The organism is Allorhodopirellula heiligendammensis (assembly GCF_007860105.1).
In the GTDB taxonomy this organism is placed as follows: Bacteria; Planctomycetota; Planctomycetia; order Pirellulales; family Pirellulaceae; genus Rhodopirellula; species Rhodopirellula heiligendammensis.
In genome coordinates this window covers 322,529-345,184 of sequence record NZ_SJPU01000003.1, presented here as the reverse complement: position 1 = coordinate 345,184, position 22,656 = coordinate 322,529, and the positions used below count along the sequence as shown (strand labels likewise).

Genomic DNA, 22,656 nt, shown 5'->3' with positions numbered 1-22,656 from the left:
GTCGTCAATTCTAAATCGACGTCGCCCCGCATCGGCGCCCACCGAGAGGTCGGAAATTCAGCAGTCGTCGCGGCGTCACTCCTACTCGCCAACGACGACGATCCTTCCGGGATCGGCGATCCTTCCGGGATCAAGGAACCTTCGGGCTGCCCTTGATGAATTTTGACATCGCGGCAGGCAACGGTGAGTGCAGGCTGAGCTCTTCGCCCGTGACGGGGTGGACAAAACTGAGCGAGGTTGCATGCAGCGCGATTCGCTTGCGAATCCAGCGTTGGTGTTGCGAGAGATCAGGGCGATAGCGCAGATCGCCAAGCACCGGATGCAGGGCATGGGCAAACTGCACTCGAATCTGGTTTCGCTTGCCTGTCTGCAGCTTGACCTCGACGAGCGTTGTGTCGCCCAAGTCTTTCAACACCCGATAGTGCGTGATCGCTTCTTCGGAATCCTTGAAAGGTGTCGTGACGTAGCGATCCAGATTATTGCCCGTCGCGAGATGCGCGCGAAACGTCCCCTCCTGCTCGGCCAGTTTCCCCGCCACGATCGCATTATAGATCCGCTGCGGTTTCTGCAGTTTGAACTGCTCGATTAAGAGTTGGGCGATTGCTGCATGTTTGCCAAAAATCAGCAGCCCGCTAACCTCGCGGTCCAAGCGGTGCACTAAACACGCCTCCCGTTCGGTGCGTGAGTGGCTAAGGTACACCGATACTCGCTCGACAAGAGTGTTCGGGTCTCCACGATCGGTGGGGACTGTGAGCGTCCCAGCGGCCTTGTCGACGACGATCAGATGCTCGTCTTCATAGGCAATGGTGAAGGTGCGGTCGTCCCAAGTTCTCGTTTTCTTCTCGCGGTATCGTTGCGTCGGATCGTACGAAACAGAGACCTCATCGCCCACCTCAAGCGGTGCGCCAGGATTGCTGCATGACTCCCCATTAATGCTCACGCAGCCGCGATCAAACATACCCCGCGATTGACTGTGCGAAGTTGCGCACAGCTCCCGCACGAACGCGTCCGCCCTGCCAAAGTTGGACTCGGTGACAGTTTGGGAAACGACTTTGAGCGACATGGAAATCCGAGATGTAGATCGCGATGGGAGCGGCATCAACTTGCCGACAGAGCGTTTTCGCGTCTTTATACCCGATAATCAGGATGTGCATAATCGGCAAAGTTGCTGCAAAATGAAGGCGTAGCAACAATGAGTTTCTTTGGAAAGTCGACAAATGCCGCGCGAGGTCAGGCGAAGGTCACTAGAATCGGCATCGAAACCATTCACCTCGCGCTACTGGTTTACAAGTGAAGCGTCCCAATCCGGCTTCCGACTTGAGCGACCGCTCCTGCGTGCTGCTCATTGATCTGGATAACTGTCCGCACGAAATCCTCGATCTTGCCGAGACATCGCAACGGTACGACCTGATCATTGCTGCGCACGGCAGTCGAGAGCCGCGTGTGCCCTTGGGGGTCGCCGCAGTGCTGGGCCAATTAGTGGCACAGGGTCGTGTTGAAATCTGGGCCATGCCGCCTGGCAAAAATGCGGCAGATTTTGGGATCACCTTCGTCGCCGGCAGATTGTCCTCAGAGATGCCCCGACACACCATTTTTAAAATCGCGTCCAAGGACCGTGATCTCGACCACGCCGTCAGTCTACTCCGGCGAAGTGGATTCCAGGCCGACCGGATCGACTCCTCCCAACTTCCCGAATCGCCAGAGAAATCGCAGGCTACGGTATCGTCGGCGGCCAGTCGACTCGCGAGCTCATTGTGCGGCCGCGGAGCGAACTCGCGTCCCAAACGACGGCGCACCTTGCACGCAGTCGCTAAAGCGAGGGCGCCGAGTCCTGAAGCTGGCATGTTGGCATTGACGGAACTCGAGGACGCTGGCGCCATCGGTTTCGCTGCCAACAATGTCCCACGCTACGACGACCAGCTGCTAAACAAGTACGCTGCGCTAGCCCCCAAGAAGAAACAGAAAACTGAGCCGCTCGCACTGCCAGAATTTGCTAAACCAAAATCGAGCCGGCGCCACAGTGATCGGATACAGCTAGAGCTGTTCGAATGAATTCACCACGCCTCATAACTCCGGAAACACCGTCCCTCGTCCTGAGCTTCTATTGAGTGAGTGAGCCGAGACGCGTAAGCTGCCGGGCAACCGACGCTATCCGGTGTCTAACAGCACTCGGCTCACATTGGCCTCATCAACGTCGATTCAATCAATAGTCCGTGAGTACCGTGCGCTATGGTAGGTTGCGTTTTTCAGCGGCGGAAAATTCCATATTTCACAATGCAATAAAGCGCTGACACGCCATCTTTCCAAGTGATCTTTTTGCCTTCGTCGTACCATCGATGTTGATACCGAATGGGACGTTCGGCAAAGCGAAGGCCATGTCGAGCCCAACGCGCCGTTAATTCAATTTCGATCCCGAAGCGATCCTCTTTTAATTGCGGCAAAATCGCTTGATAGGATTCACGTGTTGACATCTTGTAGCATGTCTCGACATCGCTGAGCTTGGGACCAATTGCAACGCTGGCCAAAAGCGTGATGAATCCATTAACGCTTTGATGCCACCACGGTGAGACCTGGCGATCGCTATGCCCATAACGTGTTCCGTAGACCACATCGGCAGAGTTCTCGATGAGTGGTTGCAACAGTCCTCGTATATCGTCGGGATCATACTCGCTATCAGCATCTTGAATCACGATCACATCACCGGTTGCAACTGCGACTCCGCTGCGAATCGCTGCGCCCTTGCCGCGGTTATGGGGATGTCGAATCAACCGCACATCGGGGCTCAGGCTGCAGGCATCGAGAATGTCCGATGAGCCGTCGTTTGAGCCGTCGTCGACGAGAATAATTTGCAGTGGCAACCCGGTGTCACGCAGACGCCCGAGGACATCGCTGACCGTTGCGCACTCGTTGTAAACCGGCACGATTACGCTGAGCACAAAGCCGGGAGGCAGGGCGAAGATCGCCAGCCGCCGACACGCATTTGGGCCCAGAAAACGCTGCATTTTCTCGACATATTCCGTCGCGAACCAGCGTTCAACTGGACCACTTGCAGCGGTGTCATGAGGCGGTGTAGGGGCGGAGGAGAGGGGGACTTCATTCATGGTGCGCAGGGCAGGCGGGAGGATCAGCCCCAGATCACTTTCAGACGAGTTTTGCACAAAAAAAACTTCTCACAAACATACCGTAATTTTCACGCTCAAACGCGCTCTTTCCAAAAATCTATGGAACATCTCCCCACTTTGTTGTTGACTTTTCGGACGGCTAACGACAAATTCTTGGGAGCTTCACCAAACGGAGTTCGCAAACGCCAGCGAGGGAGTCGGTCGTCTCGATCGACATCCTTGGCCAACACTTATCTTGCGAATTCCATGCTATTCCCAACGGAGTGTCGACGATGCATTTTGATCGAGTAAACAACACGCTGTGCATAGTTCACTCACCTCGAAAGACGTCGTTTCCACCACACACCGCTCACGCAGCAATTTCCTTCCAGCGACAATCCTTATGGTCGTCAAGTCGCTGATCTCCAAGTCGTTAGTCAACGCGTAGGACAGCGTTGTCTCATGGTACGTCACAATGAATGTGTACGAGTCATCGGGAGATGGTAATAGAAGGACGCCACCACCGAACTTATATGTTCGAGACACGGATCGTCACTCCCTTTTTTTTAGTCGATTCCTTGCGGTTTGCAGTTTTTATAACTGATTGACAATTCACTTTGTCAACAGACTTGGTTTCCAAAGCGTCTCATGGATGAAGCGTTCTGGTGATATGATCTGGAATCGACAATGCGAGCGTCAGGGACACACGAAGTGAAACTGGCTCGCCGTTTTTATCATCGCGATCCGCCATCGCGTTGGCCGCAGATCACGCGAGAAGATCTCGTGGGAGCGGTCCGGCTTTGCCCCGCGTTCCTTTACACACGCGTGGCCCGAGGCGCCACGTCAGATGAGAAATCATTCGTCAGGGGCGATGAGAAAAGAGTCGGTGACGAAGTCGCATGATGCCACCGATGTGCAATTGCCGAACAAAATCACGCGTGATTATTTGACCCGTTGCATGACGGTGTCGAGAGTCTTACGCAGCGCCGCACCACTGGCACGAATCCCCTGCACCTCTTTCGGCCACAAGTCAATCTCCATCGTGGCTTGCACGCCGGTTCGCCCGAGCACGGTCGGAACGCTCAGGGCCACGTCTCGGATTCCGTAGCAACCGTTTTGCACGCTGCTGACGGGGAGCACTGCGTGTGAATCGAGCACGATCGCATCGACACAGTCGCGGATCGCGATGCCGACGGCAAAGCCAGCTCCGCCTTTGCGCTTAATCACTTCGGCACCACTGCCCCGCGTGCGCGTGAAGAGCTCTCCGGCCATGGCGGGCGTCCACCCAGGATACTTTTCCAAAGGCAACCCAGCGATCGTCGCGCTGCTCCAAATTGGCACCATCGACTCACCGTGCTCACCAAGGATCAACGCCTTGGTCTGTGTGGGTGGTGCCTGCAGTTGCTCTGCGATGAGCGAGCAGAAGCGAATCGTATCAAGCTGCGTACCGAGGCCGACAACCTGGCCGACCGGCAGATCGAGTTTATCCGCCGCCACATAGGTGAGAATGTCGACGGGGTTGCTAACTACCAGCACGATCGCCGAAGGCTTGGGCCCCGCAGCTTTGACATCGCGCAAGATCTGCATGAACAAATCGGTGTTCCGATTGATCAAGTCCAAGCGTGACTCGTCGGGCTTGCGACGCAGTCCCGCGGTAATGCAGATGATGTCGCTGCTTGGAATGTGCTCATATCCGCCGCCGGCAAACGTTTGGTTGGCAATGCTCGTCGAGCCATGACGCAGGTCCAATGCATGCCCGACGGCGAGTTCTTCGTTGACGTCCAACAGCGCGATCTCGTTTACCAAGCCGCCACACTGGAGCGCATATGCGGCGCATGAACCGACGAGTCCGCCACCGCCAATGATTGAAATTTTCATTTTTTTTAGCTACTAGCTGCTAGCGATTTACGGCCAGCTTTGGGGTTGAGTGAGAGGATGAGTAGGATAGGACGATTGTCCCGCCCGCGATCTTTGGGGTGCACCGTCCGTAGTTTGCTCGCTCAAGAGACCAGTCCCAAGCTAGCAGCAAACTAGGAATCGTTATCTTCCCATTTGTCGAATGACCTCGTCGGTGATCGCCTTGACGAGCTGAGCTTCATCGACGCCGGCGGGCAAAACAGGTTTACCGTTGCTGCTGGCATCTCCCGATGTCTTGATCGGAGGCGGTGGTGCGAAGGCGCGACGCTCAACACCGGTCTCGGCCCACGACTCCCGGAAGATATCGTTGGCGCAGATATCGCAGTCCTTGTAATCGGGAGTATTGCGGGGATCGGCATAACCCCACTTTTGCTTGAGGTCGAGCAGTTCTCGCGACTTCTCTTCGTTGAGGTAGGACACATTGCCGAGCTGCTTGGCAAGCATCAACATGCGGCAATAGGCGTCGAGAATCTCAGTCCACCAGTACGCCTGCTCGACTGTTTCGCCATAGGAAACGGTGCCGTGGTTGGCGAGGATCATCACGTTGGTTTTGTTAACGTACGGGATGATTGTGTCGGCGAAGGACTGCCCGCCAGGAGTTTCGTACTTGGTGATGGGCACGTCGCCGAGAAACACCTCGACTTCCGGCAGAATGCACTGCGGAATCGGCTCGCGTGCGATCGCAAACGCTGTCGCGTGCGGCGGATGGCAGTGGACGACGCTACGAATGTCATCGCGTTGTTTGTAGATTTCTAAATGCAGCAGTGCTTCGCTGGATCGCTTTTTGCGTCCGGAGAGTTGTTTGCCCGTCATATCCACCAATGAAATGTCGTCGGGTTTGAGGAACCCTTTGCAGTGCAACGTCGGTGTGCACAAGACTTCGTTCTCACTGATGCGGACAGTGATGTTACCGTCGTTAGCGGCAGCGAATTGCCGGTTGTAAATCCGGCTGCCGATGTCGCACATGTCTTGTTTGATCTTGTGAATATTATCCATGATCTTGCTTTTGGGGTTGGAAAGAAAATGACCGGCAAAGAGTCAGTAGGTTAGTTTGGAGACTGGATATCGATATGGTCTAAAATCGCGACGATCGAAGCATCGATGGGCTTCACGTCCGGTCCGAACGGTGCTGCGGCTTCGGGGCCCTCGGCAAGCGCAACGAAGTCACCTTCACCGCAACCGCACAAATCCCAAGCGATGATTAAATCGGTTCCTGTGACGGCGGTGCCAGACGCAGCAGCATCGAGGTCGTCGATACGCTCGACGACTTCCACACATCGCAAGGTGGCCGCGTGCATCATGGGATGCATGCGACTGAGCGTCGCATTACCGAGCACTCGAGCGATCTTCATGACAGGCCTCCGGCTACGGTGATCCTGGGTATCGATGTGAACGCTTGCGACGTTGGTTTGGCAATGGAGGCTATCGTGGTGGCGATGGCTACCAAGTGCAGGTGCGCGATGTCGAGCACGAAGGTGTTGGGACTGAGTTCGGCGATGAACCGGGAAACGTCATCCACTCGATTGATCGCAACGACACAGCGATCCGGGCCGGTCCGCTGATGCGCCGTCGTCGCAGGCCGGCTCGATAAAATCACTTCGACTGATGCTCGATCGCACAGTCGGACACCGCGAGTGCGAACCTGCTTCTTGACGGCTGCGAACAAGTGTTCTGCAACTTCGCCATCACATTGCAAGTTGATTGCTCGCGTGCCCGGCTGGGGCTTTGAACGATGGCGGTCGGAGTTCGACGTGGCAGCTGATTTTTCAGTGACGATCCCGCGGCGGCGCAACTCGTCTCGGGCCGCTGGGGTAACCACCGTGCGACTGGAGAGCTGCAAGTGCTTGATCGATACGTCGATGGTGTTGATATCTTCGAGCGAGCAAACACCCGCGTCGAATGAAAGTGACGTGGGCACCGCTGGCTCGCTCCGAGCACTCGCGTCGCCGCTCGCAGTTTCGGGGCGCAACTGCATCAGCACGCGACGGACGATTGCCTCAATATCGATTGAGGTGTCCGGAAGGGCGGAATCGGCTGGGCGAGCAACGATGCGAGACACGGGTGGGAGAGGCAACCTAGACGAGAATGAAAATAGAAATCTGAATGAGCTTCCAGGACATCAGTCGATAATGCCGCAGACACTCCAGCGTGCTGGACAGTATTCGCTGCCGGTGATGTCGCTCACCGCTGTTCCGTCGCTGGTGATCATGACCCGATCGCCGACGCGGCAACCCAGTGGATCAAGTATCAATAGTGGCGGCCCGTCAGGACCATCATCGAGCGTGAGCATTTGGGCGATCACCAGCCGACGGCCGACCAGCGATCGATCTTTGACAGTAGCGCGGGCATGCCCGATGACTTTGGCCGTTTGCATTTGCGTCCTAGACCACCCGCAATTCGTCGACCATGCTGCAGCGGCGTTCCCGCGTGAACGTGTTGGGACTGGTCACGCCTTCGCCCGTGGGGCCCGCGATCGAGAACGAAAGGTATCCTTCGCCACCCAAGCCGAGGCTCGCCATGCACGGGCCGTTCTTTACGTAGAGCGTCGTGTCGAGTTCCCGGCCCATCTTTGTCATGTTGCGAACGTTGCGTGAGTGGATAATCGCGGTATGTCGGAATCCGTGCTCATAATGTTTCGCCATCGCGATCGCATGATCAACATTGCGAGCTCGCACGAATGGTACGAACGGCATCATCTGCTCGACAGTAACGAAGGGGTGGTGCTCGTCGGTCTCGCCAAACACTAGCTCGCAACCTGCGGGCGGGTTTGCACCCGCAGCACGTGCGAGCACACTAGCGTCCTGGCCGATAAATTCTTTGGCTGCGGCGTCATGTTGATCGTCACCAACTTTGGTGATCGCTTGAGACGTCAAGGTCGCGATTTGAGCGGCATCGAGCTGCAACGCTCCGGCCCGTCGCATGGCTGCCATCATCTCATCGAATACACTCTCGACCACAAACACCTCCTTCTCGGAAATGCATAGCAGGTTGTTATCGTACGAAGCTCCCTGAATGATGCAACGAGCGGCGTTGTCGAGATCGGCCGTCTCATCGACTACCACAGGTGGGTTACCGGGACCGGCAACGATCGCACGCTTGCCGCTGCGAAGTGCCGCCCGTCCGACTGCGGGACCGCCGGTCACGCAAATCAATGCGATGTCACGGTGAGCGAACAGAGCGTCCGCCGTCTCCAGAGTGGGTTCAGCAATCACGCAAATCAGATTATCAATTCCCACCTCCGCCGCGATCGCTTCGTTGAAGCGTCGCACCCCTTCAGCGGCAACTTTTTTGCCCGATGGATGCGGGTTGACGACAACCGCGTTTCCACCGGCGATCATGCTCACCGCGTTGCCTGTGATCGTGGGCAAGCTATGGGTGACCGGAGTGATCGCAGCAATCACGCCGAAAGGAGCACGCTCGATTACCGCGAGTCCGTGATCGCCGCTGAATGCCTTGGTCTCAAGGAACTCAGTGCCGGGCGAAAGTTCACCAAGGGTACGCAGCTTTTCAATCTTATGCTCTGGCCGACCGATACCCGTCTCCCGCATCTCCATCAGACCAAGCTCTTCGCACTGATCGATACTGATCCGGCGAATGATGTCGATGACCTGCTTGCGTTCCTCCATCGTGCGGCTACGCAATTGCTCGTGGGCCGACCTAGCTGCCGCCACAGCTTCGTTGACATCCGTGAAGATGCCGTGTTTTCCCGCGCCGGGGGGCACGTTGCGAGTGAGCGGCTGTGCTGCTCCGGCCGGCATGGGACCGACCTCCGCGAGCACCGCGGAGACGACATTGCGAATCAGAGTTTCGTCAAATTGCATGATATTTAAGCTTCCTTTGTTCTGTCAAAGACAGATTTCTTTTCGATGTGAACGCTGTCGACAATGCCAGTAATGACTGCGTCGATGGGAAGTGTTTTGGTTTCTGGTGTCAGCCGTGCCGAGCTGCCTTGGCAGACGAGGACGAGATCCCCCTCGCCAGACCCCAGCGTGTCGACCGCGATGAACGTTCGCCCGGTCGTGACCAACGACGCACGCGTGTCCGCATCGAGCCGGTACGGCTCAACGATCAACAGCTTGTGACCTTTCATCGACGCTACTTTTTGCGTCGAAACGATCGATCCAATCACGCGGGCTAGGAACATGGGAGAGAGGGAGAGTAGGGGAGAAGGAGTAAAGTGGAGTGGGGATTCACGCTAGAGGCCAACCGCTTGTTTTGTTCGCTTGGCGACAACCCATTCTTCGTTGGTGGGGATGACCCAAATTTGGACTCCGCTGGAGTCGCTATTCAGACGATCTTCGCCACCGCTTTGCTTAGCATGCTCGCGGTGGTTTTGATTCCGTACGCTATCGAGTTCGACACCAAGGAACTCTAGGTTCTTGCAAACGGCTTCGCGGACAACTTCCGAGTTTTCTCCGATTCCGCCGGTGAACACGATGGCATCAAGGCCGCCCATGGCGACCACCATGCCACCGAGGTGCCGACGAATTTCTTCGACAAAAACCTGCAAGGCGAGTTGGGAGCGTTCGTCACCCTCATCAGCAGCCGCTTCGATATCACGAAGGTCACTGCCACGACCACTGAGCCCCTTGAGTCCTCCTTCGCTCGCTAGCTGAGTTAACAACTGCTCCAGTGACTTGCCAGTTCGCTCGATCAGTAGTGGCAGTGCGAACGGATCAAAATCGCCGACCCGGTTGTTCTGCGGCAAACCTGTCTGTGGAGTCATCCCCATTGTCGTCATCACGCTCTGACCGCTTTGGATGGCGGTCAATGAACTGCTGCCACCCAGGTGACAGGAGACAATTCGTGCATCATCGCGTTGGAGTAGCTCCGCGGCTCGCTCGGCGATGAACCGATGGCTTGCGCCATGAAATCCCCATTTTTGAACCTGGAAATCCTCTCGCCACCCCGGAGGGACGGCGTACAGCCGACGGGCTTCGGGAATGGTGTCGTGGAACTCAGTTTCAAAAGCGGCGACCAAGGGCAGGTCTGGGAATCGCTCTCGTAACAACTTCATCGCCGCGATATAGGGCGGGTTGTGCGCGGGTGCAGCCGCGTTCATCTCCGCCATCGCAACGAGTAAATCGTCATCCACTAAAAACGTTCCGCTCTTGCGTCCACCATGGACAGCCTTGAAGCCAATCGCAGCGACGTCGGAGGGATCCTTCACACAACCATGCTGCGGATGCGTCAACTGGTCCAAACACGCCTGCACAGCGACGCCGTGATCGGGAACAGGCATCTCCGAAACGTCGTGAAAATCACCGATCGTGACCTCACAACGACTCGTCGATGCGTCTCCGATGCGTTCGACCGCTCCGCGTGCGAGCACGCGTGAATCGGGACGAACGTCCGACGACTGCAAGTCACCGCTGACGTCGAGCAGTTTGTATTTGAAACTGGTCGAACCCAGATTCGCAACGAGGATGAGCATGGAAAATCTTCCTTGAGAGACAGAGGTCAGGCGTCGAGGGGTTCAGCTAAAGTAAGCTGCAACCAAGCCGTCGGCAGGACGTGGGATGATGTGGCTGCTGACCAGTTCGCCGATTTGGGCAGCCGCTGCAGCACCCGCTTCGACAGCCGCGCGAACGCTGCCGACGTCGCCGCTGACGACGGTCGTGACCAAACCGCCACCGAGGTCGACACGCTTGACGATCTCCACGTTGGCCGCCTTGGCCATCGCGTCGGTCGCTTCGATGAGAGGAAGCAGACCTTTGGTTTCGATCAAACCGATTGCATCATTCATAATCATGAGTTCAGAGTTTTAGGGTTTAAGATTTCAGAGAGAGATGAGTATTCAGGGGGGGAAATCGCAGCCGGGCTTATTTCTTCACGGCCGGGGCGGCGGGCAGCTTCATGACCTTCTCGAGGTCAGCGTGGGGTCGAGGAATGACCTGCACGCTGACGACTTCGCCAATCCGGCCTGCTGCTGCAGCTCCGGCATCAGTAGCCGCCTTCACAGCCGCGACGTCGCCGGTGACGAAGACGGCCGCCAGACCAGCGCCGACTTTGTCCCAACCGAGGAACTGCACATTGGCAGCCTTCATCATTGCGTCGGACGCTTCGACCAGGGCGACAAACCCTTTGGTCTCGATCATGCCGAGCGCTTCTTTAATTTTTGCCATCGAATCAAACCCTTATGGAGAGTGGAAATAGGTAGTGGGGATATTGAAAGAGAAGGGGAAAACTAACAGCTAATCGCTAGTAGCTCGATTTAATGCCCGCACGCACACGGCTTGGGCATCGGTTGAAGGTGTACTGCACTGGCGGCGTCCAAGTTGCATGCATTGCCTTCGTCAGTATCAATATGGACTTCGAGCTTGGCAGCCTTGTCGGCACGCACGAGAACATCGTCGAAAGTCATGCTGCAGTCGTTGCTCGTGACGACGAGTTGCATCATGTCACCGTTGGCGACACCGAAGTGCGCCGCATCGTGATCGTTCATGTGGACGTGACGCGCCGCACGAATCACGCCTTGATCAAGCTGCACCGAGCCGGCCGGTCCGACCAGCACACAACCAGGTGTTCCTTCAATCTTGCCGCTGTGTCGAACGGGAGCTTTGATGCCCAATGAAATGGAATCGGTGAATGCCAGCTCTAACTGGCTGAAGGGACGCGTCGGGCCGAGTACACGGACACTCGGGAGCATCCGGCGCCGCGGACCAACGACCATCACGGTCTGCTTGGCTGCAAAAAAGCCGTCTTGATAGAGATCCTTGTCCGGCTCCAGCACGCTGCCTTTGCCAAAGAGAATCTCAACGTGCTCATCTGTCAGGTGACAGTGGCGTGCCGAAATACTAACGCGGAGATTGGGCTTGCCATCAACCCACCCCAGCGGCGACTCAATTGAAGTGGAGCTCGCTTGATGTGCAGCGGGGGCACCCTGAGACTGGGCTTGGCGAATCGCGCTGCGGACGAGCGCCTCGATCTGCATTCGATCGACTGTCATGCTCATAAGGAGTTGGCCGAATCGGCTTGGTTAGAGGAAATAGAGGAGGATTGCGGAGGCAGCGGCGGGCAACTGGTCGATGACGGTGCCGCAGAGGTGGGTTGGGTATCGCTGTTGCTCGACGTAGCTAACATTAGTTCGGCGAGACAGGAATCGAATGTCTGGATCCAGCGATTATCCAATTCACTGTCGGTAACCACCCTGCCCACGTCATTCAATCCGCATATTTGGGACAGGCTGACTTTGCCAAACTTGCTGCTGTCAGCCAACACGATCGTTTGATCGGCCGCCGCCAGCATCGCGCGTTCACTCTCGACCAGCATCATGTCGCTATTGAAAAAGCCTCGCTCGGTAACTCCTGCGACGGACAGGAACGTTTTGGCAACGTTAATATCCGCCAACATCGCATCGGCCATCGGCCCGATCGTCACCGAAGTGCGACGACGAACACAGCCACCGATCATGATCAAGTCGATGGAATCACTCGTGGACAGCAAATGGGCCACGGGCAGTGAATTGGTCACGACCTGGAGCGGTCGGTTGACAATCAATCGAGCCAATTCATACACCGTGCTGCCGCCATCGAGCAGAATCGTGTCGCCGTCGTCAATCAATTCAGCAGCAGCGCGGCCGATTGCCTGCTTTCGAGGCCAGCCATCGTCGCGATGGCCACGGAAAGTGGTAATCGTTTCCGACTGCCCCGTCCAATACACGCCACCGTGAGTCCGCCGTGCCTCGCCTGCATCCTCAAGGGTCTCCAAGTCGCGGCGAACCGTCGACTCGCTGACTCCAAGGATAGACGTCAGCTCGCCCAATGCCGCAAACCCTTGAGTGCGGACATGGTCGCGAAGCCGTTCGCGTCGAGCGTCAGTGGACAAAGCTTTTCTTTCAGGCAGTGACAGAATTCATTCAACACAAGATAGTATTCACGCATGAATGGTGTTTTTCAAGCATCTGCTGAGAAAACAGTCGGATTTTGGCGAAAATAAGGAGAATGGGTCGTCGGCAGTCATGCGGTTGCAACGTATCTGAGAAATTTCCTCCATCTCTCTCAGTCCCGGCTTGGGAGGAGTCTCCCGCTCCTGCGCCTCGAGCCTCTCGAACAGGCGTCCAGCCTATCGAAAAGGAGTCCAGCCTATCGAAATGGTGTCCGGTACCGTCTTTTACGTATACGGCGAGGAAATTCAGGCGATCATGACGGAGCCTAAGGTCTGGGCCGAATTCCCCGGTTAAGCGCCCCGGCGTCACGTCACCAATTCCATGGGCGAAGAGCAGTTTTCTCCCATGAGCGACAACAGCCCAGAGAGCCTGGGCGGGAGACGCTGGGCAGGGACCACGCTGCGTTACGGGGCGGATCGAAGCGTGGATTCCGACTTTCTACCGGCTCGCCAATGCCGCCTTCGTGCCGCGGGATCCGCTGGTGGGTCAGCCACTGGCGATTTCCAGGCCCCATCTATCGTCGAGCCCAGCGCCGTTTATCCCTAATTTTCAGCGTATGGGTCTGATTCGTTGAGTCGAGATTGTGCTGGCAGCGGACTTTTGCGATGGTAGCAAACGACCCCACCTAATTCATCCCTCCTGAGATGCCGGGCCGCCGCCATGTCCGACGATTTCGATACCGCCACGCTACCGAACGCTCATACGGACGTCGTCGAGCGGGAACCGATTCTCGAAGCCATCGGTCTGCAGAAGACCTATGGGCGCAGGCGGGTAGTCGATGGCGTCAACTTGACCGTCGACGAAGCGGAAATCGTTGGCTTGCTCGGGCCCAATGGAGCCGGTAAATCAACCAGTTTCCGGATGATCTGCGGCTTGGTCCAACCCGACCGTGGTCGCGTTTATCTCGCCGGCCAAGACGTCACCGATTGGCCAATGTTCCGCCGCGCCCGCGATGGAAACATGGGCTACCTGCCACAAGAACCGAGTGTGTTCAAGAAACTCTCGGTCGAACAAAATATATCGGCGCTCTTAGAACTGCTCGGCTTTGATCGCAAGCGTCGGAAAGAACGCACCAACGAATTACTCGAAGAATTCAATATCACGCACATTCGCAAAAGCCCTGCTGCGGGACTCAGTGGTGGTGAACGTCGGAGGCTCGAAATCGCTCGCTGTCTCGTATCGAACCCCAAAATCGTCATGCTCGATGAGCCTTTTGCGGGCATCGACCCGGTGACCGTCCAGTCCATCCAAGGGGTGATCACTCAGCTTCGAGATTCAGGGATCAGCGTATTGATCACAGATCACGCCGCCCGCGAAATCCTGACGACCGTGGATCGATGCTATGTCATCTACCAGGGCCAAGTCTTGATTGACGGGACGCCCGATGAAGTCAAGCGGCATCCCAAGGTACGCGAAGAGTACCTTGGTGACCTCGATGCTGCCGCCGGCACGACCAAGCGGTCGAGCGAGCCTGACGTGCAAACTCGAATTGACCAGCCGCACGATCCAATCCGAGTCAAACCTGCCACCGCCCGCCAACGTCCTCGTCGCGTCACGGACGTCTAAGCGAAGTCGTGGATCGCACCGTGGGTCGTTGGGACGAACCATCCTGACATTTCTCAATCCCCTGCCGTGGCATCATCCTCGCGTTTCTCACGACACTCACTGAGCCACTGAAATACGACGAAGAACACAGGCGTGAAGAACACAGCCAGGACGGTGGAGGTAATCATGCCGCCGCACACAGCTGTCCCCAACGAACGACGGCTCGCTGCCGCGGCCCCAGTGGCGAAGACTAACGGGAAAACACCCAGGATGAACGCGAAAGATGTCATCAGGATGGGACGGAAACGCATCCGGGCGGCATCCACCGCGGACTCCCGAATCGACCTGCCCTGCATCCGCAGGTCACGCGCAAATTCAACGATCAGGATCGCGTTCTTGCTCGCCAGAGCAATGATCAGCACGACACCGATTTGCACGTAGGTATTGTTATCCATCCCCAACAGAGAAATTGCTGCGACGGTCCCCAGCAGACCCAAAGGCACGACGAGAATGACGGCCAGGGGCAATACCCAGCTCTCGTACAAAAACGCGAGCACGAGATAAACGATCAAGATCGCCAATCCGAAAATGTACACCTCTTCACCCTTGGCTTGGCTCTCCTGATAAGAGACGCCACTCCAGTCGTACCAGACCGCTTCGGGAAAGTTCTCCTTGGCCAGCCCCGCCATCAATTGCAGTGCTTGCCCAGAACTGACTCCTGGAGCTGCGGAACCGGTCACATTGGCGGCCGGATAGAGGTTAAATCTACGGATGATTTGAGGGCCAAAGGTCTCGTCGATGGTCATCAGACTGCCCAGCGAAACCATGTCGCCGTAGGCGTTGCGAACGTTCAGGCGACGCACATCATCGACGTTGTCCCGAAACTGCGATTCCGCTTGTAGTGTGACCCGGTAGGTTCGCCCGAACTTGTTGAAGTCATTGACGTAGATCGACCCCAGCGCGGACTGCAGCGTCGTGAATACTTCACCCAGAGGCACTTGCATGCTAAGCACCTCATCGCGATTGACATCCGCGTAAAGCTGCGGCACACCCGCACGGAACGTCGAGCTAACTCGTTGCAATTGTTTCTCTTCTGCGGCGGCGGCCAGCAGACCGTTGACGGCCTGCTGCAATTCGACCAGCCCCGCGCCACCGCGATCTTCAACCTGCATTTCGAATCCACCGCTGGTTCCCAAGCCCTGAATGGCAGGCGGAGGGATCACCAGAATGAAGGCATCCTCAATCGCCGAAAACTTTTGAGTGATTTCGCCGATCAAATGTCCCTGTTGCAAGTCCGCAGTCGTGCGATCCTCCCAATCCTGCAAGCCGATGAACATTGTCGCCGCGTTGGAGGACTGACTGCCCTCGAGTAGTGATTGGCCACCGAGCGTAAACCATGTCTTGACGCCCGGTTGTTCGGCGAGGATACCGTTGATCTCTTCAACGACGTGGCGGGTCCGGTCTTGCGATGCTGCATCGGGCAACTGCACTGCCACGATCAAGTAACCTTGATCCTCAGTAGGCAGAAACCCCGTAGGCACTTTCTGGTACCACCATACGGTGCCGCCGAGTGTGATCGCGAAAATGATCAACATGATCGGCCATGCCCGAATCATTCCGGCCACGCAGGCGGTATAGACGGATTCCACCCATCCAAACACCGTGTTGAACCACCGCGAGAGGAAGAATTTTTTGTGATTCTCCTTGGCCGGTCGCAGCCATAATGCGCACTGTGCGGGTTTGAGCGTCAACGCGTTGATGGCACTTAGTAGTGCGGTTGCGGCAATCGTTAGCGCAAACTGCCGATAGAGCTGTCCGGTGATACCCGCCAGGAATGTGGTCGGGATGAACACCGCCATCAGCACTGCGGTGATGCCGATCACCGGCCCCGTGACTTCCGACATCGCCCGCACCGTCGCGGCCTTGGGTGCCTCACCGCGTTCAATATGGTGCGCCGCATTCTCAACGATCACAATGGCGTCATCGACCACGATGCCGATCGCGAGTACGAGTCCGAACAGCGTCAACAGGTTGATCGAGAAGCCCAACAGGGGCATGATCGCAAATGCGCCGATGATCGTGACAGGAACGGTGGTCGCTGGGATCAGAACGGCACGCCAGTCCTGTAGGAAGACAAGAATCACGATGAGTACTAAGACGCCCGCCTCAAACAGCGTCTTGTAAACTTCATGGATGGCCGATGACACGAATGTGGTGGTGTCGAACGGAATGTCGTATTCCAAACCTTTGGGAAAGCTCTGTGAGAGCGCCTCCATGTCGGCTTTGACGCGATCAGCTACATCCAGGGCGTTGGCGCCCGGAAGTTGATAAACCAGAACAGTGGCCGAGGGCATGCCACCTTTCTGAGCGAAGGTATCGTAGGTCTCCGCACCGAGCTCCACGCGAGCCACATCGCGCAGGTAAGTCAGGCTGCCATCGCTGCCGACATTGACGATTATGTCTTCAAACTGTTCCGGGGTCGACAATCGACCGAGTGCCGTCATCGTGTACTGAAAAGCCTGCGGATCGTTCAACGGCGGCTGCGCGATTTGCCCCGCGGCGACCTGCACGTTCTGTTGCCTTAATTGGCTGAGCAGGTCATTGAATGTGAGATTGCGAGCATCAAGCTTGGTGGGATCCACCCAAATCCGCATGCTGTACGCGCCCGTGCCGCTGACCATGACGTCGCCGACTCCTTCGACGCGGCTGAGTTCATCCTTGACTCGCAGCGTTGCGTAGTTGGACATGTACAAGCTATCAAAGGATTCATCTGGTGACGTTAGCGAGACGGCGAGGAGAATATTGGTCGATTGCTTCTTGACCGAGATGCCAAGCTGGCGGACGTCGGCGGGCAAGAACGGTTCGGCGAGCGCCACGCGGTTCTGAACCAGCACCTGAGCCTCTTCGAGGTCGGTGCCCACGTCAAAGGTGACCGTCAACGAGTAGCTGCCATTGGATGAAGACGTCGATGACATGTACATCATGTTTTCGACGCCGTTGATCTGTTGTTCCAGTGGCGCCGCAACGGTATCGGTAACCACCTGGGCGCTTGCACCCGGGTAGCTGGCTGTGACCTGGATCGTGGGCGGCGTAATGTTGGGGTACCGCTCGACGGGTAAATTCCAGAGCCCTACCGCGCCCAAAATCAGGGTCATCAACGCGATCACGTTGGCGGCGACGGGGCGGTTGATGAAGAAGTTGGAGATCAAATTGACTCTCCCGATTGCTGCGCTGCATCATCAGTGTGCTCAGACGCCTGCGGCGCATCCGAGTTTGTGGAAGGCATGTCTTCTGTCATCTTGGGTTGCGGTTGGGGATCCTTGATCGTCACCGTGACGCCGGGACGCACCTTTTGTAAACCCGAGATAATCACTTGTTCGCCCGCTTGCAGACCTTCGGTAACCACCGTTTTGTCCTCAATGATTTGACCGAGTGTCACGCTGCGTCGACTGACCTCGTTCTCACTACCCACAACCATCACGTAGCGCCCCTGTTGATCCATCGCGATGGCGGGCGATGGAATGAGAATCGCCTCATGCGCTTGCGTGAACGGCGTTTGCACTCGCGAAAACAGTCCTGGTGACAAGATCCCCGTTGAGTTTTCAAAGACTCCCCGGATACGGGTGTTACCCGTGTTGGGATCCGTGCGGTTATCGACGAAATCGATGGTTCCCTCATGAGGATACCCCTCTTCATTTGCTAACCCCATGCGGATGGGAATGTTGACATCCCGCGCACTCTTGACCTCACCGGCCGCGATCCGCTTGCGATAATCCAGCACCGACTGCTCGTCGACATTGAAATCTACATAGATAGGATCGGTGCTCACGACCGTCGTGAGCACCGTCGTGTCGGCGACCACCAAATTACCTTCGGTGACCATGGTACTACCGAGGAGCCCATCGATTGGTGACTCGACTTGGGTGTAGGTGAGGTCCAGTAAATTACGCTCAGCGGTTGCTTTCAGGTTTTCAATCTGCCCACGAAGTTCGGCAACCGCCGCAACAGCTTGGTCATATTCGGCCTCGCTGGTTGCGTCCCGTCCGAGTAGCTCACGAGAGCGAGATAGGTCCTGAGTCGCTTGCGTGAGCCTGGCCTGGGAGGCTTTCAGGGATCCCAGCGACTGGTCCAAAGCGAGTTGGTAGGGTTTGCGATCGATGAGAAAAAGCGGGGCCCCCTTTTTTACCAACTCACCTTCCTTGGCTGTGATCTGCCAATCGGCATTTTCGCGATCGTCAGGGGATGGCGAATCCGCTGCATTCTTCTTCGGTTTACTACGCGGACTGCGAAGAAGATACCCGCTCACACGGGCGCGAATCTCGACCGACTCCATCGCAGAGGTACGCCCGGTGAACTCACGATAATCGATGATCTGTCGAGTCGTAGCAGTGGCGACCTCAACCGCTGGCGGTGGCGGCGGCGGAGGGGGTGGCCCGTCCTGGGTTTTGCAACCTACCGCAGCCAACATCAGCAGCGTGACGGTTAAAGAGACTTCCGTCAGGACGGTGACCTCACGGCAGTTGCCTCGATGACACTTTGCGAGCGAGCTGAGATATTGAAACATATTCGCTTCGAGAAGAGGGGAACGAACCGGCACGACCTAAAATGTCACTTCGCCGGTCGAGACGTAAATGCCAGCGCATCGTGATATGCAGGCGGCGTTTGACAATCACCCCGTTGATGGAGGCCGTGCGACCCGCCCGCGCCAAACAGCAACCCTCTGACGGTATGCCTCAGAGGCCCATTCGTCAGCGATTCGAGCTCGCGTCGAAGGCCGGAGTCTGGCGCCAAGGGAGATTGACCCGCTGAGGAAGTGGACTGCTACTCAAATGAACCACATTGTCAGGCGTTTGGGTAGCCGCCATCTGGCCTGGCTGATCCGCGTTGTGCGGCGTGGCAGTGAATTCCTGTGTCCACGCACCGCCATTATACGTGCCTTCGCCAGGAGTCAACAATTTACAAACCGGCCAAGTTTCTCCGTCATCAAACGATTCGCGAGCACCGTCGCGCTGTTGGACGTTGAATCTTCGCCAAGTCGACGATAAATCGGGGGACGCTGCGGTGCCAATCGTGGTGATAACGCTGCCACAGATCACAGATCACAGATCACAGATCACAGATCACATTGTTACGCAAATGGACTGAACTCTGAAGTGAAAACGAATCTTTCGCATTCGTTCCATCGCTTGGATGTTGATGGTTGCTCGGAATCTCGAGCAGACGTCAGTAGGTTTCCCACTGCTGATTCCCTGAAGACAAAGCAGCAGGGTAGCCTGACGTGCGGCCACCTGTGATGGACTACACTATGCTAGGAGTCGCTTCGCACGTCGTCCCCTGCACGTCGTCCTGGAATCAGAACAATTCGCGAGTAGAACCATGAACAGATTGCTGAGTTTTTGGGCTATCACTATGGGGCTGCTGACATCAACCACGAGTTTGGTCAGCGCCGAGGAACGTCCTGCTGTCGTTCAGAATGTCTTTGAGCCACCTGTCCGACTGCTTGCCGACGGTGAGGAGATCGACACGGGCCCGTCATGGGGGCACAGCAGTCCCTGCGTGGCGGATCTCGACGGCGATGGACTCGACGATTTGATTTTAGGCGACTTCAGCGGCAAGTTTCATGTTTACCGCAATGTCGGTTCGGCAACAGAGCCAGCCTATAAGGACGACGGAATGCTGCAGGCGGGCGGTGTCGATGCCAAGGTATGGATCTATTGCTGCATCGGCAGCCAGGCCCGGATGGGCGATCTCAATGGGGATGGCATTCTCGACATCATTTCGAACTCTTACGATCCCGGTCATTGCTATCTCTTTCTTGGATTGCCCGATCACCAATTCGCCGCTCAAAAAGAACTGCTCGATAAAGCGGGAGTGCCTGTACGGGCGGCGCCGAAACAGCAACAAGACTCCCAATCTTTCGGCAGTTTTTACGAGCTCGTGGATTGGGAGAACGATGGCGATCTCGATCTGTTGATTGGCTGCTTCAATGGTGACTTAAAACTGCGAATTAACGAAGGCACCAAAACTCAGCCTGAGTTTGCAGAACAGAATAGTGATGTCCAAACGAGAACGGGGCCATTGAAAGTCGCAGGCCACCTATGCCCGGTTGTCGCTGATTGGGACGATGATGGCGTGTGGGATATCATCGCTGGCAGCGAAGACGGCAGTGTCACGTACTTTCGCAACGTAGGCGACGTTACTACACCAGAGTTCGCCGCAGGCCAAGTGTTGGTGCCACCGCACGAAGGGAGTGGATACAACATCGCTAATTGGGACGCCGGGACACTCGTACCCGGAATCCGCTCCCAGGTTGACGTGACGGATTTTAATGGTGACGGCCAACTCGATCTGCTCCTGGGCGATTTTTATACCGCACTGCATTTTAAACAAGATATTTCCGCTGAAGTGAAAGCGGACATTGAGAAACGACTCGAGCATTTCAATGCCGTCGTGAAAGCGTATCTCGAAAAAAGAGATGCCTTGCAAGCGCGTCTGACGGAACGTTTCCCCGGAGATGCGCTGTATAGCGATGAAGCGAGCCAAATGTGGCAACAGGAATACGAGGCTCTCGGCGAGGGCGTGGAGGCACAGCAAATGGCCTCCGCCGAGAAAAAAGCCGCTGCCGCATTGAGGCCGTATTTGTCTTCGACTCGAGGTGATGGTGATGCATTGTATGACCTATCCCAGGCTCATGGTTATGTGTGGGTTTACGTGCGCAAATCACATGGTGGCGACGAGCCGGTCGCTGTCAAATTCGAGTCCTCCAGACAAACCGTTCGTCCCGGTGACTCTGTCCACATCACGGTGAACGTCAGAATCGCACCCGGGTACGAAATCCATGCCTTGGAGGTGATGCCCCGCGCCACAGCGACGCGTCTGGAACTCGACCTACCGCATGGATTCTCTGACGCGAAATCTTGGGAAGAACCGCCCCAGATGCCATCGAGTACTCCCGGTCGAGGCCCCGCCTATCATGGCAATGTGACTTTTTACAAGGAGATCCCCGTCGCCGAAGACATCGAGCCAGGCGACTACGAGCTGACATGCTCGCTTGCCTATCAAGCATGTAATGCCAAGCAATGCCTGCGACCGGTTGAATTGACACGCAAAATCGCAGTATCGGTCAAGCCATGATAAGACGCTGGATCATCGGTTCGCTCATAGGCACGATGCTCGTATGGGTGACATCGCCGTTATTTGTGCGCAGCTATCACTCGAAGGTTTATGATCCAGTCTGTCAGAATTGGGTGTACCCCGCCGGAACGACCTACCGTTGGCGTAGTGAGGGTTACGCAACGACCGCCATGGGACCGCATGGAATGCCGGGACGAGAAACCGTCCCCCGACAATCTACCAATCCCGTGATTGCCTTGTGGGGTGATTCCCAAGCCGAAGGTGTGTGCGTCCCGGACGACGACAAGTTGTGGCGGGTGCTGCAAGCTCGGCTGTCCGCAGGCGGCGCGAATCCGGTCGAAGTTCTGCCACTGGCACACAGTGGCGAGAACGCCGCGAATTGGACACGGGGATTTTCAGAGTCCGAACAACAGCTCGGCGTCACCGCACATATTCTTCTGATATGCGAACTCGATGATCTCATGCCACTGGCTCATCCCGTTGCTAACGCGACACCCCAGGGGCTTTCAGTCCGAGGCGATCGGATGCTTGATGCCGCTCCCGATTTTGTGATCGATGCGCTGCGAGCGCTGATCCTCCAACGTGATTCACTCGCACTCAGGCGACTACGGTTCGGAGTCGGTCCGATCGAAAGTGCCCCTCAAAGGCCATCGGATCAGCCGCCCCGAAACCAGCACATTCCCGCGGCCGCGATCGCCACCAGACTGGCGCGTTCAACAACTCGCCCCATCACCATGCTCTACGCTCCGCGAGTACCACGGATCGTCGGTGGGGAAATCTTGGGAGAGGATCCACAGAACGCTGCCTTTGAACCACTCGCCCTAGAAATGAGTCGACACGGCGTACATGTCGTCGATTGCCGTGACGAGCTCAAACGCTCAGTCGATCATGGCGTCTTCCCACACGGTTTCCAAAACGGCGTGATTGGCAACGGCCATCTCAACGCCGCCGGATACCGTGCGATCGCAAACGCCGCTCAGCTGGCTGAGGTGAGGTGAGGGCGAAAATGCCCTCCCTTCCTACCGTTTCCCTAACCGATTGCAATTAAACCACTGGCAGTCGGCTGGGGGT

The 22,656-nt window shown here is 56.6% G+C and carries 21 protein-coding genes; 4 read left to right on the top strand and 17 right to left on the bottom strand.

Features of this window, described 5'->3' with window-relative positions:
* Positions 1 to 130: 130 nt before the first annotated feature.
* A complete protein-coding gene (locus Poly21_RS21305) occupies positions 131 to 1,063 on the bottom strand; it encodes an RluA family pseudouridine synthase (RefSeq protein WP_146409077.1) in 933 nt (310 codons plus the stop codon).
* Between the two features lie 227 nt (positions 1,064 to 1,290).
* Here Poly21_RS21305 and Poly21_RS21300 point away from each other — a divergent pair, with 227 nt between their 5' ends.
* Positions 1,291 to 2,052: a PIN domain-containing protein gene (locus Poly21_RS21300; RefSeq protein WP_146409076.1), complete on the top strand. Its 762-nt coding sequence runs from the start codon at positions 1,291 to 1,293 to the stop codon at positions 2,050 to 2,052.
* A gap of 194 nt (positions 2,053 to 2,246) precedes the next feature.
* On the opposite strand, the gene Poly21_RS21295 is transcribed toward Poly21_RS21300, so the two are convergent.
* The 14 genes from Poly21_RS21295 to Poly21_RS21230 form a co-directional block, all read right to left on the bottom strand.
* Entirely contained in the window at positions 2,247 to 3,101 is an 855-nt protein-coding gene (locus Poly21_RS21295) for a glycosyltransferase family 2 protein (RefSeq protein ID WP_146409474.1), read from the bottom strand.
* A 270-nt stretch (positions 3,102 to 3,371) separates the two neighbouring features.
* The gene (locus Poly21_RS21290; RefSeq protein ID WP_146409075.1) at positions 3,372 to 3,647 is read right to left on the bottom strand and encodes a hypothetical protein; all 276 of its coding nucleotides are present in this window, start codon (positions 3,645 to 3,647) and stop codon (positions 3,372 to 3,374) included.
* A gap of 396 nt (positions 3,648 to 4,043) precedes the next feature.
* Complete coding sequence (locus tag Poly21_RS21285) at positions 4,044 to 4,979, bottom strand: lactate/malate dehydrogenase family protein (RefSeq protein ID WP_146409074.1); 936 nt, start codon at positions 4,977 to 4,979, stop codon at positions 4,044 to 4,046.
* Between the two features lie 162 nt (positions 4,980 to 5,141).
* Positions 5,142 to 6,014 (bottom strand): class II aldolase/adducin family protein, encoded by an 873-nt coding sequence (locus Poly21_RS21280; RefSeq protein ID WP_146409073.1) that lies wholly within the window; start codon positions 6,012 to 6,014, stop codon positions 5,142 to 5,144.
* 50 nt (positions 6,015 to 6,064) lie between these two features.
* Positions 6,065 to 6,370 (bottom strand): EutN/CcmL family microcompartment protein, encoded by a 306-nt coding sequence (locus Poly21_RS21275; protein WP_146409072.1) that lies wholly within the window; start codon positions 6,368 to 6,370, stop codon positions 6,065 to 6,067.
* Entirely contained in the window at positions 6,367 to 7,077 is a 711-nt protein-coding gene (locus Poly21_RS21270; RefSeq protein WP_146409071.1) for a hypothetical protein, read from the bottom strand. Before Poly21_RS21270 ends, Poly21_RS21275 begins: the two co-directional genes overlap by 4 nt.
* A gap of 60 nt (positions 7,078 to 7,137) precedes the next feature.
* On the bottom strand, positions 7,138 to 7,392 hold the full coding sequence (locus Poly21_RS21265; RefSeq protein WP_146409070.1) for a EutN/CcmL family microcompartment protein: 255 nt from the start codon (positions 7,390 to 7,392) through the stop codon (positions 7,138 to 7,140).
* Between the two features lie 7 nt (positions 7,393 to 7,399).
* Positions 7,400 to 8,839: an aldehyde dehydrogenase family protein gene (locus tag Poly21_RS21260; RefSeq protein WP_146409069.1), complete on the bottom strand. Its 1,440-nt coding sequence runs from the start codon at positions 8,837 to 8,839 to the stop codon at positions 7,400 to 7,402.
* A gap of 5 nt (positions 8,840 to 8,844) precedes the next feature.
* Positions 8,845 to 9,162: a EutN/CcmL family microcompartment protein gene (locus tag Poly21_RS21255; protein WP_146409068.1), complete on the bottom strand. Its 318-nt coding sequence runs from the start codon at positions 9,160 to 9,162 to the stop codon at positions 8,845 to 8,847.
* A gap of 51 nt (positions 9,163 to 9,213) precedes the next feature.
* A complete protein-coding gene (locus tag Poly21_RS21250) occupies positions 9,214 to 10,452 on the bottom strand; it encodes an acetate/propionate family kinase (protein ID WP_146409067.1) in 1,239 nt (412 codons plus the stop codon).
* A gap of 42 nt (positions 10,453 to 10,494) precedes the next feature.
* Entirely contained in the window at positions 10,495 to 10,764 is a 270-nt protein-coding gene (locus Poly21_RS21245; protein ID WP_146409066.1) for a BMC domain-containing protein, read from the bottom strand.
* Between the two features lie 76 nt (positions 10,765 to 10,840).
* Positions 10,841 to 11,143 carry a BMC domain-containing protein gene (locus tag Poly21_RS21240; protein ID WP_146409065.1) on the bottom strand — a complete coding sequence of 101 codons (303 nt, stop codon included), beginning with the start codon at positions 11,141 to 11,143 and terminating at the stop codon, positions 10,841 to 10,843.
* Between the two features lie 89 nt (positions 11,144 to 11,232).
* Complete coding sequence (locus tag Poly21_RS21235; protein ID WP_146409064.1) at positions 11,233 to 11,973, bottom strand: phosphate propanoyltransferase; 741 nt, start codon at positions 11,971 to 11,973, stop codon at positions 11,233 to 11,235.
* Positions 11,970 to 12,845 carry a DeoR/GlpR family DNA-binding transcription regulator gene (locus tag Poly21_RS21230; RefSeq protein ID WP_146409063.1) on the bottom strand — a complete coding sequence of 292 codons (876 nt, stop codon included), beginning with the start codon at positions 12,843 to 12,845 and terminating at the stop codon, positions 11,970 to 11,972. Before Poly21_RS21230 ends, Poly21_RS21235 begins: the two co-directional genes overlap by 4 nt.
* A gap of 721 nt (positions 12,846 to 13,566) precedes the next feature.
* Between Poly21_RS21230 and lptB the strand changes: the two genes are divergently transcribed.
* Positions 13,567 to 14,472: an LPS export ABC transporter ATP-binding protein gene (gene lptB / locus Poly21_RS21225; protein WP_146409062.1), complete on the top strand. Its 906-nt coding sequence runs from the start codon at positions 13,567 to 13,569 to the stop codon at positions 14,470 to 14,472.
* Positions 14,473 to 14,525: 53 nt separating this feature from the next.
* On the opposite strand, the gene Poly21_RS21220 is transcribed toward lptB, so the two are convergent.
* Positions 14,526 to 17,660: an efflux RND transporter permease subunit gene (locus tag Poly21_RS21220; protein ID WP_146409061.1), complete on the bottom strand. Its 3,135-nt coding sequence runs from the start codon at positions 17,658 to 17,660 to the stop codon at positions 14,526 to 14,528.
* Positions 17,657 to 19,015: an efflux RND transporter periplasmic adaptor subunit gene (locus Poly21_RS21215; protein ID WP_146409060.1), complete on the bottom strand. Its 1,359-nt coding sequence runs from the start codon at positions 19,013 to 19,015 to the stop codon at positions 17,657 to 17,659. Before Poly21_RS21215 ends, Poly21_RS21220 begins: the two co-directional genes overlap by 4 nt.
* Before the next feature lie 812 nt (positions 19,016 to 19,827).
* On the opposite strand from Poly21_RS21215, the gene Poly21_RS21210 reads away from it, so the two are divergent.
* Together Poly21_RS21210 and Poly21_RS21205 are read left to right on the top strand one after the other, a co-directional pair.
* Positions 19,828 to 21,585 carry an FG-GAP repeat domain-containing protein gene (locus Poly21_RS21210; RefSeq protein WP_146409059.1) on the top strand — a complete coding sequence of 586 codons (1,758 nt, stop codon included), beginning with the start codon at positions 19,828 to 19,830 and terminating at the stop codon, positions 21,583 to 21,585.
* A complete protein-coding gene (locus Poly21_RS21205; protein ID WP_146409058.1) occupies positions 21,582 to 22,583 on the top strand; it encodes an SGNH/GDSL hydrolase family protein in 1,002 nt (333 codons plus the stop codon). Before Poly21_RS21210 ends, Poly21_RS21205 begins: the two co-directional genes overlap by 4 nt.
* Positions 22,584 to 22,656 lie beyond the last annotated feature (73 nt).

Excerpts from the sequence above, each read along its gene's own strand:
- Poly21_RS21305 (WP_146409077.1), bottom strand. The coding sequence starts at position 1,063 with ATGTCGCTCAAAGTCGTTTCCCAAACTGTCACCGAGTCCAACTTTGGC.
- Poly21_RS21215 (WP_146409060.1), bottom strand. The coding sequence starts at position 19,015 with ATGTTTCAATATCTCAGCTCGCTCGCAAAGTGTCATCGAGGCAACTGC.
- Poly21_RS21205 (WP_146409058.1), top strand. The coding sequence starts at position 21,582 with ATGATAAGACGCTGGATCATCGGTTCGCTCATAGGCACGATGCTCGTA.
- Poly21_RS21240 (WP_146409065.1), bottom strand. The coding sequence starts at position 11,143 with ATGGCAAAAATTAAAGAAGCGCTCGGCATGATCGAGACCAAAGGGTTT.
- Poly21_RS21245 (WP_146409066.1), bottom strand. The coding sequence starts at position 10,764 with ATGAATGATGCAATCGGTTTGATCGAAACCAAAGGTCTGCTTCCTCTC.
- Poly21_RS21255 (WP_146409068.1), bottom strand. The coding sequence starts at position 9,162 with ATGTTCCTAGCCCGCGTGATTGGATCGATCGTTTCGACGCAAAAAGTA.
- Poly21_RS21275 (WP_146409072.1), bottom strand. The coding sequence starts at position 6,370 with ATGAAGATCGCTCGAGTGCTCGGTAATGCGACGCTCAGTCGCATGCAT.
- Poly21_RS21280 (WP_146409073.1), bottom strand. The coding sequence starts at position 6,014 with ATGGATAATATTCACAAGATCAAACAAGACATGTGCGACATCGGCAGC.
- Poly21_RS21235 (WP_146409064.1), bottom strand. The coding sequence starts at position 11,973 with ATGAGCATGACAGTCGATCGAATGCAGATCGAGGCGCTCGTCCGCAGC.
- Poly21_RS21295 (WP_146409474.1), bottom strand. The coding sequence starts at position 3,101 with ATGAATGAAGTCCCCCTCTCCTCCGCCCCTACACCGCCTCATGACACC.
- lptB (WP_146409062.1), top strand. The coding sequence starts at position 13,567 with ATGTCCGACGATTTCGATACCGCCACGCTACCGAACGCTCATACGGAC.
- Poly21_RS21260 (WP_146409069.1), bottom strand. The coding sequence starts at position 8,839 with ATGCAATTTGACGAAACTCTGATTCGCAATGTCGTCTCCGCGGTGCTC.
- Poly21_RS21265 (WP_146409070.1), bottom strand. The coding sequence starts at position 7,392 with ATGCAAACGGCCAAAGTCATCGGGCATGCCCGCGCTACTGTCAAAGAT.
- Poly21_RS21250 (WP_146409067.1), bottom strand. The coding sequence starts at position 10,452 with ATGCTCATCCTCGTTGCGAATCTGGGTTCGACCAGTTTCAAATACAAA.
- Poly21_RS21285 (WP_146409074.1), bottom strand. The coding sequence starts at position 4,979 with ATGAAAATTTCAATCATTGGCGGTGGCGGACTCGTCGGTTCATGCGCC.
- Poly21_RS21210 (WP_146409059.1), top strand. The coding sequence starts at position 19,828 with ATGAACAGATTGCTGAGTTTTTGGGCTATCACTATGGGGCTGCTGACA.